The sequence below is a fragment of the Streptomyces agglomeratus genome (assembly GCF_001746415.1).
In the GTDB taxonomy this organism is placed as follows: Bacteria; Actinomycetota; Actinomycetes; order Streptomycetales; family Streptomycetaceae; genus Streptomyces; species Streptomyces agglomeratus.
The window spans coordinates 2,630,208-2,645,735 of record NZ_MEHJ01000001.1 but is presented as its reverse complement, the minus strand read 5'-3'; the positions used below and the strand labels follow the sequence as shown (position 1 = coordinate 2,645,735).

Below are 15,528 nucleotides of genomic sequence, written 5' to 3'. Positions count from 1 at the left end.
TGCGGCGTTGAGGGGCGCCGCCCGCCCGCGCGCGGGCTCACCGCGCTCCGGCGCGCCCCGCGTGCCGTACCGAAGGACAGTGCGCCCCGCCTGCGGCCCGCCCGGGCGCCGGCCGGGCACCACGCGAGCGCCGGCCACGAGCCGCCGCCGCGACTGATCGGGGTTCGCCACCACGGACCGCACCACCGCACTGCGCACACCTCCGCCGCGCCCCCACCGCAGCGGACCCACGCCGTCGGCCGCACCGCATGGCATTCACCGCATCTTCATTGCCCGAGGAGGGCATTTCCATGACCACGCACCTGACGCACCTCACGCACCTCACGCACTTCCCGCATCCGAGGACCGCCGTAGGGCTCGTCGCGCCCGGTCTTGACGCACTGAACGAGCCGCGTTACCGGATATCCGAGATACGCCAGGCCGACCCGCTCGCCGCCGACCCGCTGCTCGCCGTACTGCCCGCGATGAACCGCGACGCCGATGTCCCCGCGCTCACGGTCGCCCTGCGCACCCTCCTGCCGCTCCCCGCCGCCGCCGACGAGTGGAGCGTCGTCGAGTCCCTCGCCGCCATGCGCGACCTCGGCATGTTCCTCGGTTCGCTCAAACGCCACGGCACCGAGCCGCTCGACGCCGTCCCCGAAGCCCTGCCGGTCCTGGAGACGCTGGGGCGGCGAACCGACATGGTGCCGCGCGACACCGTGCACCACTACACGACGTGGAACCCCATCGGCCTGCGCCGGCGCACGTACACGGGGGAGGCGATGGAGGCCGACCTCCAGGACGCCGTCCGCATGGTCTTCCCCAGCCTCGCCGCGTCGCTCGACACCTGCGCCGCGCTGGCCCGCCTCGAACCGCACGATCCCGGGTTCGCCGTCTCGCTCGACCGCACCGCGCAGCACGTCCAGTCCATGGTCGACTCCATCGACTTCACCGTCGCCAACGTCTCGCCGGTGTTCTTCGCGCGGACCCTGCGTCCGTACTTCGAGGAGATCGACGTCGCGGGCCGCGACTACCTCGGCCCGGCCGCCGCCCAGGTGCCCCTGTGGCTCATCGACCTGACGCTGTGGCAGTGCGACCACAGCAGCCCGGAGTACGACGAGTTCCTCGCCGAGTCGGTGCCGTACTCCCTCCCGTCCTGGCGCGACTTCCACGCCGCGCACACCGGCGGCGCCTCCGCGGTCTCCAAGCTGGCCGCCGCCGTCGACTGGGAGAACGCGGACCGGCTGTCGCCGCAGCTCGCCGCCTCCGCCGTCTCGCTCGCCCGCGTACTGCGCATCCTGAAGACGTTCCGGGCCCGCCACATCGGCATCGCGCGCAAGGCGTACAGCGACGACCTGCGGCTATACGAGGTGGGCTCCGGCGGCGCGCCGATCGAGCTGCTGCGCTCCGTGCTCGACCTGACCCGGGACAACGAGACCCTCGTGCGCCGCGCCACCGGCCGGTCCCGCACCCCGGTCGCCTCCCACGCCTGAAGGGCTGCCCTCCGATGACGCACATCCTGATCGCCGGCGGCGGCATAGCCGGACTCACCGCCGCCCTCAGCCTGCACGCGGCCGGCTTCGACCGGATCACCGTGGTCGAGGCGGCGCGCGAGATCCAGCCGGTCGGCGCGGGGCTGAACATCATGCCCAACGCCGTGCGCGAACTCGACGCGCTCGGGCTCCTCGGCGTACTGGACCAGCAGGCCGTACGCACCCGCGAGCTGCGCTACTACCACTGCTCCGGCGGCCTGATCTCCCGAGAGCCGCGCGGACTCGGCGCCGGCTACCGCTGGCCGCAGCTCTCCGTCCACCGGGGACACCTCCAGCTCTCGCTGGCCGACGCGGTACGCGAACGGCTGGGCCCGGACGCCATCGTCGGCGGTGTCCGGGTGTCCGGGCTGACCACGCTTGCGGACGGCCGCGCCCACGTGAAGCTGGAGCACCGGGACGAGGTGACCCGCGGGCACGCCGCCCTGGAGCCGGACGTACTGATCGGCGCCGACGGCATCCGCTCCACCGTCCGTACCGCGCTCGACCCGGCCGGGGGTGAGCCGCCGTGGAACGGCATGCTCGTCTGGCGCGGGGTCTCCCGGATGCCCGCCGAGCGCGCCGGGACGTTCATGCTCGTCGCGGGCTCCGACCGGCAGAAGGCCGTGGTCTACCCGATGACGGAGCCCGATTCCGGGACCGGGGAGGTGCTGGTCAACTGGGCGCTCGCGATGCCCGCCGAGTCCGTCGACGACGCCGCGCGGGGCGACTGGAACCGGCCGGTCCCGGTCGGCAAGTTCCTGCGGCACTACGAGGGCTGGGAGTTCGACGGCGTCAGCGTCCCGGACGTACTGCGGGCCGCCGACCGGGCGTTCGAATACCCCATGGTGGACATCGATCCCCTGGAACGCTGGACGTACGGCCGTACGACGCTGATCGGGGACGCGGCCCACGCCATGTACCCGATCGGGTCCAACGGCGCGACCCAGTCCATCGTCGACGCCCGCGCCCTCGCCCACGCCATGGCGCTCCACGCCGACCCGGCCGAGGCGCTGGCGGCGTACGAGGCGGAGCGCAGGCCCGCGATGACGGAACTCCAGCGGGCCAACCGGCGGCTCGGGCCCGAGGTCGTCATCAATCTGGCGCACGAGCGGGCACCCGGCGGTTTCACCGACATCGACGAGGTGATCCCGCCCGGGGAACTGGCGGAGATCGCCGCCCGGTACGCGGCGACCGGGGCCTTCGACCCGGCCACCGTCAACCGCGGATCACCGTACGGAGCCGGGGCGCACGCCCTGCGCTGATCTCCAGCGCTCCCGTGCGCCGTGGCTGCGGGGGACGGGGTGCCACTACCTTCGTGGGGGAAAGGCCGGACACACACCGCCGTGCGTCCGACCCGGTTCGTATGTCCCCTGCGAAGGTGGAACACGTGAAGGCCATTCGTCGATTCACCGTGCGCCCCGTTCTTCCCGAACCCCTACGACCACTCAGTGACCTCGCCCGCAATCTGCGATGGTCCTGGCACACCGAGACCCGCGAGCTGTTCCAGGCCGTGGACCCCGAAGGCTGGGCAGCCGCCGGGGGTGATCCCGTACGGCTGCTCGGGGCCGTACCTGCCGGGCGGCTGGCCGAGCTGGCCCAGGACCGGCGGTTTCTGCGCCGGCTGACCGTCGCGGCCGACGACCTGGACGACTACCTGCGCGGCCGGCGGTGGTACCAGTCGCAGTCGCCGACCCCGGAATTGCCCGCCGCCGTCGCCTACTTCTCACCCGAATTCGGAGTCACAGCGGCCCTGCCCCAGTACTCGGGCGGTCTCGGCATCCTCGCCGGGGACCACCTGAAGGCCGCCAGTGACCTCGGCGTACCCCTGATCGGCGTAGGACTCCTCTACCGTCACGGGTACTTCCGCCAGAGCCTGTCCAGGGAAGGCTGGCAACAGGAGCACTACCCCCTCCTCGACCCCAACGAAATGCCCGTGTCCCTGCTGCGGGAGGCCGACGGCAGCCCCAGCCAGGTCGCGCTGACCCTGCCCGGCGGCCGGTCGCTGCGGGCCAACATCTGGCAGGCCCGGGTCGGGCGCGTACCGCTGCTGATGCTCGACTCGGACGTCGAGGACAACGCGGCGGGCGAGCGTGACGTCACCGACCGCCTGTACGGCGGCGGCAGCGAGCACCGGCTGCTCCAGGAGATGCTGCTCGGCATCGGCGGAGTGCGGGCGGTCCGCTCGTACTGCCGCCTGACGGGCCATCCGGCCCCCGAGGTGTTCCACACCAACGAGGGGCACGCCGGCTTCCTCGGCCTGGAGCGGATCCGGGAACTGGCGGGCGAGGGGGTGGAATTCGACCCCGCCCTGGAGTGGGTCCGCGCGGGAACCGTCTTTACGACGCACACGCCCGTACCGGCCGGCATCGACCGGTTCGACCGCGAACTCGTCGCGCGCCACTTCGGTGAATCCGGCGAGCTGCCGGGCGTCGACGTCGGACGCATCCTCCAGCTCGGCATGGAGACCTACCCGGGCGGTGAGCCCAACCTCTTCAACATGGCCGTGATGGGCCTGCGGCTGGCCCAGCGCGCCAACGGCGTCTCCACCCTCCACGGCGCGGTCAGCCGTCAGATGTTCTCGGGGCTCTGGCCGGGATTCGACCCGGAGGAAGTACCGATCACCTCCGTCACCAACGGCGTCCACGCGCCGACCTGGGTCGCCCCCGAAGTCATGCGCCTGGGGGCGAAGCGGATCGGGGCGGGTCGCGCCGAGGACGCCCTGTCGGTCGGCTCGCTCGGCGGGTCCGACCGGTGGGAGAGCGTCGCCGACATCGCGGACGCCGACATCTGGGACCTGCGGCGCACCCTGCGCGAACAGCTGGTCCAGGAGGTACGGGAGCGGCTGCGCGCGTCCTGGCGCCAGCGCGGCGCCGGGGACGCGGAACTCGGGTGGATCGACGAGGTGCTCGACCCCGAGGTACTGACGATCGGCTTCGCGCGCCGCGTTCCCTCGTACAAACGCCTCACCCTGATGCTGCGCGACCGCGACCGGCTGATGGAGATGCTGCTCCACCCGGAACGGCCGGTGCAGATCGTGGTGGCGGGCAAGGCCCACCCGGCGGACGACGGCGGGAAGCGGCTGGTGCAGGAGCTGGTGCGGTTCGCGGACGATCCGCGGGTGCGCCACCGGATCGTCTTCCTGCCCGACTACGGCATGGGCATGGCGAAGAAGCTCTACCCCGGCTGCGACGTCTGGCTCAACAACCCGCTGCGCCCGCTGGAGGCGTGCGGGACGAGCGGCATGAAGGCGGCCCTCAACGGCTGCCTCAACCTGTCAGTGCTGGACGGCTGGTGGGACGAGTGGTTCGAGCCGGACTTCGGCTGGGCCATCCCGACCGCCGACGGCTCGGCGACCAGCGAGGACCGGCGCGACGAGCTGGAGGCCAACGCGCTGTACGAGCTCATCGAGCAGCGCGTCGCGCCCCGCTTCTACGACCGAGGGCGCGGCGGGCTGCCCGACCGCTGGATCGAGATGGTCCGCCAGACCCTGGTCCGGCTCGGCCCGAAGGTGCTGGCGGGGCGCATGGTGCGGGAGTACGTCGAGAGGCTGTACGCCCCGGCCGCCGAGGCGCACCGCGCGATGGTCCCGGAGGCGGCACGGGAGCTGGCCCGGTGGAAGGCGCGGGTGCGCGCCGCCTGGCCCAAGGTCGCGGTGGACCACGTCGAGGCGCTGGCGGCGGCCCCCGTCAACGGCACGGCGGAGCTGGGCTCGACGCTGAGCCTGCGGGTCCGGGTGGCGCTCGGCCCGCTGGCTCCCGACGACGTGGAGGTGCAGGCCGTCGCCGGCCGGGTCGACCCGGACGACGCGATCGGCGAGGCCCGGACCTTCCCGCTGAAACCGGCGGGCGGCCCGGACCTGGAGGGCCGCTGGATGTACGAGGGTCCGCTGGCCCTCGACCGTACGGGTCCCTACGGCTACACCGTCCGGATACTGCCGTCCCACCGCCTGCTGCCGCACAACGCGGACCTGGGCCTGGTGGCACTGCCGACGGAGGCGACGGGCGAGGGCGCGGGCGTGCTGATGCGCTGACGGCCCGTACCGGCCCATGGAACAGCCCTGCGGGAACGGTGGTCCGCTCCCGCAGGGCTGGTCTGCGTTCGAGGTGCCTTACGGGAAGGTCACCTTGAAGCTGTTGATGTAGCCGGTGTCCTGCGCGGCCACGTCCTGGACCTTCAGCTTCCAGACGCCGTTGGCCGTCTCGGACGACGCGTTGACCGTGTAGGCCGCGACGACGTTGTCGGCGGAGTCGGAGCCGCTGGAGTTCTTCAGCCGGTACGCCGTGCCGTCCGGTGCCAGCAGGTCGATGACCAGGTCACCGCGCCAGGTGTGGACGATGTTCACGTCGACCTTGAGGTTGCTGGGCGCCGCGCCCGTCTTTGTCGAGGTGACCGAGGAGGTGACCGCCGCGCCGTTGTCCGGGATGGCCACGTCGGTGGTGTTCTCGAACGACGTGCCCGTGCCCGGGTCGCCGCCGCCGGGACGCGTCCCGACGTTGACGCCGGCCCACGCGTCGGCCACGGCCTTGTACTCGGCGCTGGTGGTGCCGTACAGCTCACCGGCGACCGCGAGGGTGCCGGTGCGGGCGCCCGCGTAGTTGGTCGACGAGCCGAACTTGGTGGTGAGCGCCTTGAACCAGATCTGCGCGGCCTTCTCCCGGCCGATGCCGGTCACCGGCAGGCCGTCGGAGGTCGGCGAGTCGTAGTTGACGCCGTTGACGGTCTTCACGCCGCTGCCCTCGGAGAGCAGGTAGAACCAGTGGTTCGCCGGGCCGGACGAGTAGTGGACGTCGATGCTGCCGATGCCCGAGTACCAGGCGTCCTTCGACGAGCCGTCCCTGCTCGGCTTGTCCATGTAGCGCAACGGCGTGCCGTTGCCGCGGATGTCGATCTTCTCGCCGACCAGGTAGTCGCCGACGTCCTTCGGGTTGTTGGCGGCGAACTCGACGGCGGCGGCGAAGATGTCGGAGGTGGCCTCGTTGAGGCCGCCCGACTCGCCGCTGTAGACGAGGCCGGCGGTGTTGGAGGTGACGCCGTGCGTCATCTCGTGCGCGGCGACGTCGATCGAGGTGAGCGGCTTGGCGTTGGCGGCCCCGTCGCCGTACGTCATGCAGAAGCAGGAGTCCGACCAGAAGGCGTTGACGTACGCGTTGCCGTAGTGGACGCGGGAGTACGCGCCGACGCCGTCACCGCGGATGCCGCTGCGGCCGTGCACGTTCTTGAAGTAGTCCCAGGTGAGGCCGGCGCCGTAGGCCGCGTCCGCGCCCGCCGTCTCCAGGTTCTGCGGAGTGCCGTCGCCCCAGATGTCGTCGGAGCCCGAGAAGAGGGTGCCGGTGCCCGACGTACCCCGGTTGAGGTTGTACGTCTTGTGGTTGCCGCGCCCGGTGTCGGTCAGGGTGTACGAGGGTGCGGAGCCCACCGTCACCTGGCCGCTGTACTGGGTGTTGCCGGTGCCGTTGTGGATGGCCTGCCATTCGAAGATCTTCTTGCCGGTGGAGGCGTCCGTGACGACGTGCAGCTCGTTCGGGGTGCCGTCGTGCTGGAGGCCGCCGACGACCGTCTCGTACGCCAGCGTGGGCTTGCCCTGGCCCATCCACACCACCTTGCGCGGGGCGCGGTCGGCCTCGGTCTTCTTCGAGCCCTCGGCCTTCGCCGCGACCAGTGCCTGCTTCTCCGCGGTGGCGGGTGCGACCTCGGCGCTCGTGTCGACGGACTTGAGTTCCGCCTTGGACGCCTTGGTCACGCCCTCGGTCTTCCCCGCCTTGGTCTCGGCGACGATCAGGTCGCCACCGAGGACCGGGAGTCCGTCGTACGTGCGCTCGTACCGCGTGTGGGTGGTCCCGTCGCGGTCCTGGACGACATCGCGTACGGCGAGCTTCTCCTTGGCGCCGAGGCCGAGCTCCTTCGCGGTGGCCGCCTTGGTGGCGTTGGCCTCGCGTATCAGCTCGGCGCGCTGGGCGGGGGAGAGCTTCGCGGGCAGGGCGCCGGGGTCGGCCTTCCCCGCTGCGGCTGTCTTCGGGGCGGCGGTCCAGGGATCGTCGGCCGATGCGGTGCCGGTCTGTACGCCGACGGTGAGCAGTGCTGCGGCGGTGAGCAGCGCGCCGGTGGCGGTGGCACGTCGTCTGGGCGTGGATCTCACGCGAACTCCTTCTGCAAGGGGGGTGGCGGGCGGCTTGGGTGGGCTGCCCGGGCAGAGCCGTGCGGAGAAAGGTGGAGCGCCGAACGGGGGAAGAGTGGCAGGAGCGGAGACCTCCTGTCAGGAGCGCGTCAAGAAGTTGGCCGGAAATCGTCCGTTGCCCGAATAGTCATGTTCGTTAAGCGGACGTTTCACGGGCTGTTACCGGGCCCCTGTAATGGCGTCCGGGGCGGCGGGGCACGATGTCGTCCGCTGACCGGTTCCGCACGTCACGGAAGGCGGCGACCCGCGCGCACCCGACCGGCGACGGCGGCCGGGCGGCTGCGCGCGGCCGTCAGGTCAGGCTGTCGCGCCAGGCCCGGTGCAGACCGGCGAAGCGCCCCGTACCGCCGACGAGTCCGGCGGGGGAGCCGTCCTCGACGATGCGGCCGTGCTCCATGACCAGCACCCGGTCGGCGATCTCCACCGTCGACAGCCGGTGCGCGATCACCACCGCCGTACGCCCCCGCAGCACCGTGTCCATCGCGCGCTGCACCGCCCGCTCGCCGGGGACGTCCAGGGACGACGTCGCCTCGTCGAGGATGAGTACGGCGGGGTCGGCCAGCAGCGCGCGGGCGAAGGCGACCAACTGCCGCTGGCCGGCCGAGATCCGGCCGCCCCGCTTGCGCACGTCGGTGTCGTACCCCTCGGGCAGGCCGCTGATGAAGTCGTGCGCGCCGATCGCCTTCGCGGCTCGCTCGATGTCGTCCCGGGTGGCGTCCGGGCGGCCGATGGCGATGTTCTCGGCGACCGTCCCGGAGAACAGGAACGCCTCCTGGGTCACCATCACCACCCCGCGCCGCAGTTCGGGCACGGCCAGATCGCGCAGGTCGGTGCCGTCGAGCAGAATCCGGCCCTCGGTCGGATCGTAGAACCGCGCCAGCAGCTTGGCGAGCGTCGACTTGCCCGCGCCCGTCGATCCGACGACGGCGACGGTCTGTCCGGCCGGGAGGGTCAGGCTGAAGCGCGGGAGAACCTCGCCGCCCGTGCGGTAGGCGAAGCCGACGCCGTCGAAGACGACCTCGCGCCCCGGCCCGCCGCCCGCGGGAGCGGGCAGCGCGCGGGGCTCGGCGGGCTCGCGGACGGTCGGCGTCTGGGCGAGCAGCCCCGCGATCTTCTCCAGGGAAGCGGCCGCCGACTGGTAGGAGTTCAGGAACATCCCCAGCCGGTCGATCGGGTCGTACAGGCGCCGCAGGTACAGCACGCAGGCGGCGAGGACGCCGAGTGCCAGGCTCCCGGCCGCGACCTGGTAGGCGCCCCACAGCACGATCCCGGCGACCGTCGTGTTGGCGACGATCCGCGAGCCGACGACGTACTGCGCCATCTCCAGCAGGCCGTCGCCGTTCGTCCGCTCGTGACGGCGGTTGAGCGCGCGGAACTCCGCATCGTTCGCCCGCTCGCGCCGGAACGCCCGGACCGGCCGGATTCCGTTCATCGTCTCCGCGAACTTCACGATGACGGCGGCGATCGCCGTCGACCGCTTGCCGAAGACGACGGACACCCGCCTCCGGTAGCGCCGGATGAGCAGATACAGCGGTACGAACGACAGCACCGCGAGGCCGCCGATGCCCGCGTCCAGGTACAGCAGCAGCGCACAGATGTAGACGCAGGAGAGGACGACTCCGATCAGCTCCTGGAGGCCCTCGCCGAGCAGTTGCCGCAGCGATTCCACGTCGGTCGTCGACCGGGAGATCAGCCGCCCCGAGGTGTACCGCTCGTGGAAGTCGACGCTCAGCGCCTGCGCGTGCCGGAAGATCCGGCCGCGCAGTTCGAGCAGTACGTCCTGGTTGACGCGGGCGGCGAGCCGGACGAAGGCGTACTGGAACAGCCCCGCGCCGAGCGAGCACAGCAGATAGGCGGACGCGACGGCGATCAGTGGCCCGAAGTCGTCGCGCCGCAGGGCCGGTACGCCCCGGTCGATGGCGTACGCGACGAGCAGCGGTCCCGCCTGCACCGCGGCCTGCTGGAGCAGCAGGACGAGCGAGGCGACGGCGACCCGCCCCCGTCGGGGCCACAACAGCGAACGCAGCAGCGTGCCCGTCGCTCCCGGGGCCGCGGGCAGCGCGTCCCGGTCGAAGGGATCGCCGCCGCCGGCCGGCTCTCCCGCCTTCCGCGGCGCCGCCGTCGGGGACCGCTCCCCCTCGCCGGGCGCCCGGTCGTCCGTCAGCTCGTCCGCCCGGTCGCCGGCCCGGTCGTCCGCTGTGGTGGTCATACCGTGTCCCCCTTCTCGCCGGCCGTCCCGCTGTCGCCCGCCCCCGACATCAGCCAGGCGTACTCCTCGCTGCTGTGCAGCAGTTCCTGGTGGGTGCCGACCGCCGTGATACGGCCGCCGGACAGCAGCGCCACCCGGTCGGCCAGCAGCACGGTGGACGGCCGGTGCGCGACGACCAGCGCGGTGGTGTCCGCCAGGACGCGCCGCAGCGCCGCCTCCACCAGCGCCTCCGTATGCACGTCGAGCGCCGACAGCGGATCGTCGAGCACCAGGAAGCGCGGCCCGCCCACCACCGCCCTGGCCAGCGCGAGCCGCTGCCGCTGCCCGCCGGACAGGCTCAGCCCCTGCTCGCCGACCTGCGTGTCCGTACCCTCGGGCAGCCGGTGCACGAAGCCGGCCTGCGCGGTGTCGAGCGCCCGCTCCAGGTCTGCCCGGCCGGCGCCGCCACCCGCGCCCATCAGGACGTTCTCGCCGACGCTCGCCGAGAACAGCGTGGGCTCCTCGAAGGCCACGGACACCAGCTCCCGCAGCCGCTCGCGCGCCATGGCCGTGATGTCCCGCCCGTCCAACGTGATCCGTCCGCCCGTCACCTCGTGCAGCCGTGGCACGAGCGCGGTGAGCGTCGTCTTGCCGCTGCCGGTGGCTCCGACGAGCGCCATCGTCTCGCCCGGCCGTACGTGCAGATCGACGCGGGACAGGACCGGCGGCGCCCCCTCGGGCGCGTCGGGGTAACGGAACTCGACCCCGTCGAACACCATCCCGTCCCGGTCCCCGGCCGCCGGGGCCGACGGCGGCGTCGTGCCGCCCTCCGTCTCCTGCGGCGCGTCCATCACCTCGAAGTACCGCTCGGTCGCCGTCGCCGCGTCCTGGCTGATCGCGAGCAGGAAGCCGATCGACTCCACCGGCCAGCGCAGGGCCAGCGCCGTCGACAGGAACGCCACGAGCGTGCCCGCGGACAGATCGCCGTCGGCCACCTGCACCGTGCCGAGGACCAGCGCCGCCCCGACGGCCAGTTCCGGCAGGGCTGTGATGGTCGCCCAGATCCCCGCGAGCAGCCGGGCCTTGGCCAGTTCGGTGCCCCGGAGGGTCAGCGACAGCTCCCGGAACGCCTGCGCCTGGCTGCGGTGGCGGCCGAACCCCTTGATGACGCGGATGCCGAGCACGCTCTCCTCGACGACCGTTGTCAGATCACCGACCTGGTCCTGTGAGCGCCGCGCGACCAGCGCGTACTTCGACTCGAAGACGAAGCACAGCGCCACCAGCGGCACCACGGGCGCCAGCAGCACCAGCCCCAGCGACCACTGCTGCTGCAACAGGATGACGAACCCGACGAGGATCGTCACCGCGTTGACCAGCAGGAACGTCAGCGGAAAGGCCAGGAACATCCGCAGCAGCATCAGGTCCGTGGTCCCGCGCGACAGCAACTGCCCCGACGGCCACCGGTCGTGGAACGCCACCGGCAGCCGCTGGAGATGCCGGTACAGATCGTCCCGCATCGCCGCCTCGACCCCGGCCAGCGGCCGCGCCACCAGCCACCGCCGGAGCCCGAAGAGCCCCGCCTCCGCGAGCCCGAGCAGCAGCAGGTACAGCGCCCCCAGCCACACCCCGCCCGGGTCCCGCTCCGCGACCGGGCCGTCCACGATCCACTTCAGCACGAGCGGAATGACCAGGCTCAGGCAGGAGGCCAGCACGGCGACGAACGCCGCCCAGGCAAGGCGCGCCCGCACCGGGCGCACGTAGGGCCACAGCCGCAGCAGTGAACGTACGGTCGATCGGTTCCTGGTGGGTAAATCCGTTCCGGTCATCAGGATCGAGCGTACGGTTCACCACTGACAGCGCTCACTTTCTTTTACGCCGTCCTCGCCTTCAGCAGCAGGACCGAGCCGGCCGGCACGGTGATCGTCCCGCCCGCCGGGTGCACCGTCCCGGGGCCCGCCTCCTGACTCTCCAGCGAGGTGTCGACGACCAGTTCGTACGCCCGCGCCCACGGCGGCCCCGGCAGCACGAAATCCGCCGGGCCGTCCCCCGCGTGCAGTACGGCGAGAAAGCTGTCGTCCGCGATCTTCGCGCCGCGCGCGTCGCGTCCCGGGATGTCGCGGCCGGACAGGTAGAAGCCCACGGTCCGGGCGGGCGCGTACCAGTCCTGCTGCGTCATCTCCTCGCCGCGCGCGGTGAACCACGCCAGATCGCGCAGCCCGTCCGCCGCCTGTGGGCGCCCCGAGAAGAACGCGCGACGGCGCAGCACCGGATGCGCGTGGCGCAGGGCCAGCAGGCGCGAGGTCAGCCGGAAGAGTTCCCGCCAGCCGGGCTCCTCCAGCAGCGACCAGTCGATCCAGCTGACCTCGTTGTCCTGGCAGTACGCGTTGTTGTTGCCGCCCTGGGTACGCCCCATCTCGTCGCCCGCGACCAGCATCGGCACGCCCGTCGACAGCAGCAGCGTCGTCACCAAGTTGCGCAGTTGCCGCCGGCGCAGCGCGTTCACCCCGGCGTCCTCGGTCTCGCCCTCGGCGCCGCAGTTCCACGAGCGGTTGTCGTTCGTCCCGTCCCGGTTGCCCTCGCCGTTCGCCGCGTTCTGCTTCTGGTGGTACGACACGAGGTCCCGCAGCGTGAAGCCGTCGTGCGCGGTGACGAAGTTGACGGACGCGTACGGGCGCCGGCCGCCCCACGCGTACAGGTCGCTCGACCCGGACAGCCGGTAGCCCAGGTCCCGCACATCGGGCAGCGCACCCCGCCAGAAGTCCCGTACGGCGTCCCGGTAGCGGTCGTTCCACTCCGTCCACAGGGGCGGGAAGGCGCCGACCTGGTAGCCGCCGTTGCCGACGTCCCAGGGTTCGGCGATCAGTTTCACGCGCCGCAGCACCGGGTCCTGCGCGATGACCGCGAGAAAGGGCGACAGCATGTCGACGTCGTGCATCGAGCGCGCGAGCGCCGCCGCGAGGTCGAAGCGGAAGCCGTCGACGCCCATCTCGCTCACCCAGTAGCGGAGCGAGTCCGTGATCAGCCGCAGCACGTTCGGCTGGACGACGTGCAGGGTGTTCCCGCAGCCCGTGTAGTCGGCGTACCGTCTGGCGTCGTTCTGGAGGCGGTAGTAGCCGCGGTTGTCGATGCCGCGCAGTGACAGCGTGGGCCCGAGCTCGCCCGCCTCGGCGGTGTGGTTGTAGACGACGTCGAGGATGACCTCTATGCCGGCCGCGTGCAGGGCCCGCACCATCGCCTTGAACTCGCCGACCTGCTGCCCCGCCGTACCCGACGCCGCGTAGCCCGCGTGCGGCGCGAAATAGCCGATGGAGTTGTAGCCCCAGTAGTTGCGCAGGCCCCGCCGCAGGAGGTGGTCCTCGTGGGCGAACTGGTGCACCGGCAGCAGCTCCACGGCCGTCACCCCGAGCCGCTGGAGGTGCTCGATGGCCGCCGGGTGCCCGAGTCCGGCGTACGTACCGCGCAGTTCCTCGGGGATGCCCGGGTGCAGCTTGGTGAATCCCCGCACGTGCAGCTCGTAGATCACGGTGTCCGCCCACGGCGTCTTGGGCCGCCGGTCGTCCACCCAGTCGTCGTCCGGCGCGTCGTCGTGCACCACCACGCCCTTGGGGACGAACGGCGCCGAGTCGCGGTCGTCCCGTACGGTGTCCGCGACGTTTTGCTGCGGCCAGTCCCTGACGTGCCCGTACACCTCGCCGGGCAGCGTGAAGTCGCCGTCGACGGCCCGTGCGTACGGGTCGAGCAGCAGCTTCGCGTGGTTCCAGCGGGCGCCGGTCCACGGGTCCCAGCGGCCGTGCACCCGGAAGCCGTAGCGCTGTCCCGCCCGTACGCCGGGTACGAAGCCGTGCCAGATCTCGTGGGTCAGTTCGGTCAGCGGGCAGCGCGTCTCGGCGCCGTCCTCGTCGAAGAGACACACCTCGACGGCCTCGGCCCCGCCCGCCCACAGCGCGAAGTTCGTGCCCGCGACACCGTCGGGCCCGACGCGGAACCGTGCCCCCAGGGGGGTCGGCGCGCCGGGCCACACGGGCGGTGCGGCCGGTTGGGGGCCGGGGCGGCGCCGCCCGTTGACCGCGGCCGGGGCGGGTGCGGGCGACGGGCGGCTGTCGCCCGCCGCCCCGGGCACCGCTGCCCGCACCGCCTCCTGTACTGCCTCCTGCTCGGGTGCGCTGGACACCTGTAAGCCTCCCGCGGCTCGTGGGACCGGCGGATCCTTGAGACCGAACGGCGTCCCGGCCGCGGCCCCCTCGCACAGTCCTCCCACCAGTTCTTCCCGTAACGGGGCTCGTACTCACGTTTCCCCTGGAGGGGGGCGGTCGTTGGGCCGGGCGTGAGAGACGCAGTGAGACGCGCGCGGGCGGCCCTGGCCGCCGCACTGGCAGGGGCGGCACTGATCGCCGGGCTGGCGGGATGCACGCCCGGCGGTGAGCCGCTGTTCGGCGGGAAGCCGCGTTCCCCCAGGGACACCATCCGGATCACCCCCGAGGACAGGGCCAAGGACGTCAAACCCGACACCCGTATCGAGGTCGAGGTCCCCGACGGGCGGCTGGAGCGGGTCCGGGTGGTACGGGTCGAGGACGCCGACCAGCACGAGGTCACCGGCCGGATCGCCGGCGACGGCCTGAGCTGGCGGCCGGACGGCGGGCCGCTGCGGCTGGCCGCCAAGTACACGGTCGACGCGGTCGCCGTCGACGGCGACGGCCGCCGCTCCGCCCGCCGGACCTCGTTCACGACGGTCGTCCCGGAGCACCGCTTCATCGGGTACTTCAAGCCGGAGAACCGCTCCACCGTCGGCACCGGAATGATCGTCTCCTTCTCCTTCAACCGCGCGGTCTCCCACCGCGCCGCCGTCGAACGCGCCATCAAGGTCACCTCGCAGCCGCCGGTGGAGGTGTCCGGCCACTGGTTCGGCTCCCAGCGCCTCGACTTCCGGCCGCGCGCGTACTGGAAACCGGGCACCCGCGTCTCCATCGACCTGCGGCTGCGCGACGTGGAGGCGGCGCCCGGCGTGTTCGGCATCCAGCACAAGACCGTCGGCTTCACGGTCGGCCGCTCCCAGGTCTCCACGGTGGACGCGGAGGCGCACACCATGGTGGTACGCCGCGACGGCGCGAAGCCGGTGCGGGTACCGGTCAGCGCGGGGGCGCCGAAGACCACGACGTACAACGGGAAGATGGTCGTCACCGAGCTGTACGACGTCACGCGGATGGACGGCAGGACCGTCGGCTTCGGCGGCGAGTACGACATTCCGGACGTACCGCACGCGATGCGTCTCACGGCCTCGGGGACCTTCCTGCACGGCAACTACTGGGCCCCGGCGGACACCTTCGGATCGGTCAACACGAGCCACGGGTGCATCGGTCTGCGCGATGTGAAGGGCGGCAGCCCGGACACCCCCGGCGGCTGGTTCTTCGACCGCACGCTCGTGGGGGACGTGGTGGAAGTGGTGAACTCCCGTGACCGGAAGGTGGCTCCCGACAACGGCCTCGGCGGCTGGAACATGGACTGGGACAGCTGGAAGGCCGGCTCCGCGCTCCAGTGACCCCTCGCTGACCTGCACGGCCCGCAGGCGCCCCACCGGACGGTTGGGACGGAACGGTGACATATCCGGGGAGTCGGCGACACGCCCGGTGTGATTACCATTCACCAGGCGCGCGGTT

At 72.2% G+C, this 15,528-nt stretch carries 8 protein-coding genes; 4 read left to right on the top strand and 4 right to left on the bottom strand.

Annotation, left to right across the window (positions count from 1 at the left end; genetic code table 11):
• The first annotated feature begins 290 nt into the window (after positions 1–290).
• From AS594_RS11060 to glgP, 3 genes are all read left to right on the top strand, one after another.
• A complete protein-coding gene (locus tag AS594_RS11060) occupies positions 291–1,472 on the top strand; it encodes a monodechloroaminopyrrolnitrin synthase PrnB family protein (RefSeq protein ID WP_079148229.1) in 1,182 nt (393 codons plus the stop codon).
• A gap of 14 nt (positions 1,473–1,486) precedes the next feature.
• A complete protein-coding gene (locus AS594_RS11055) occupies positions 1,487–2,773 on the top strand; it encodes an FAD-dependent monooxygenase (protein WP_069933055.1) in 1,287 nt (428 codons plus the stop codon).
• Positions 2,774–2,898: 125 nt separating this feature from the next.
• Positions 2,899–5,541, top strand: coding sequence for an alpha-glucan family phosphorylase (gene glgP, locus AS594_RS11050; RefSeq protein ID WP_069933056.1), 2,643 nt, complete (start codon positions 2,899–2,901; stop codon positions 5,539–5,541).
• Positions 5,542–5,619: 78 nt separating this feature from the next.
• Here the strand turns inward: glgP and AS594_RS11045 are convergent, their stop codons facing one another.
• From AS594_RS11045 to glgX, 4 genes are all read right to left on the bottom strand, one after another.
• Positions 5,620–7,647, bottom strand: coding sequence for a M4 family metallopeptidase (locus tag AS594_RS11045; RefSeq protein ID WP_069933057.1), 2,028 nt, complete (start codon positions 7,645–7,647; stop codon positions 5,620–5,622).
• 331 nt (positions 7,648–7,978) lie between these two features.
• Entirely contained in the window at positions 7,979–9,895 is a 1,917-nt protein-coding gene (locus tag AS594_RS11040; RefSeq protein WP_079148230.1) for an ABC transporter ATP-binding protein, read from the bottom strand.
• The gene (locus AS594_RS11035; protein ID WP_069933058.1) at positions 9,892–11,700 is read right to left on the bottom strand and encodes an ABC transporter ATP-binding protein; all 1,809 of its coding nucleotides are present in this window, start codon (positions 11,698–11,700) and stop codon (positions 9,892–9,894) included. Before AS594_RS11035 ends, AS594_RS11040 begins: the two co-directional genes overlap by 4 nt.
• Before the next feature lie 44 nt (positions 11,701–11,744).
• Complete coding sequence (gene glgX / locus AS594_RS11030) at positions 11,745–14,045, bottom strand: glycogen debranching protein GlgX (protein ID WP_069933059.1); 2,301 nt, start codon at positions 14,043–14,045, stop codon at positions 11,745–11,747.
• A gap of 153 nt (positions 14,046–14,198) precedes the next feature.
• Here glgX and AS594_RS11025 point away from each other — a divergent pair, with 153 nt between their 5' ends.
• On the top strand, positions 14,199–15,410 hold the full coding sequence (locus tag AS594_RS11025; RefSeq protein ID WP_069933060.1) for a L,D-transpeptidase: 1,212 nt from the start codon (positions 14,199–14,201) through the stop codon (positions 15,408–15,410).
• Positions 15,411–15,528 lie beyond the last annotated feature (118 nt).

What these genes read in the sequence shown, in the direction of transcription:
- AS594_RS11060 (WP_079148229.1), top strand. Translation starts at nt 291, where the DNA reads ATGACCACGCACCTGACGCACCTCACGCACCTCACGCACTTCCCGCAT.
- AS594_RS11055 (WP_069933055.1), top strand. Translation starts at nt 1,487, where the DNA reads ATGACGCACATCCTGATCGCCGGCGGCGGCATAGCCGGACTCACCGCC.
- AS594_RS11040 (WP_079148230.1), bottom strand. Translation starts at nt 9,895, where the DNA reads ATGACCACCACAGCGGACGACCGGGCCGGCGACCGGGCGGACGAGCTG.
- AS594_RS11035 (WP_069933058.1), bottom strand. Translation starts at nt 11,700, where the DNA reads ATGACCGGAACGGATTTACCCACCAGGAACCGATCGACCGTACGTTCA.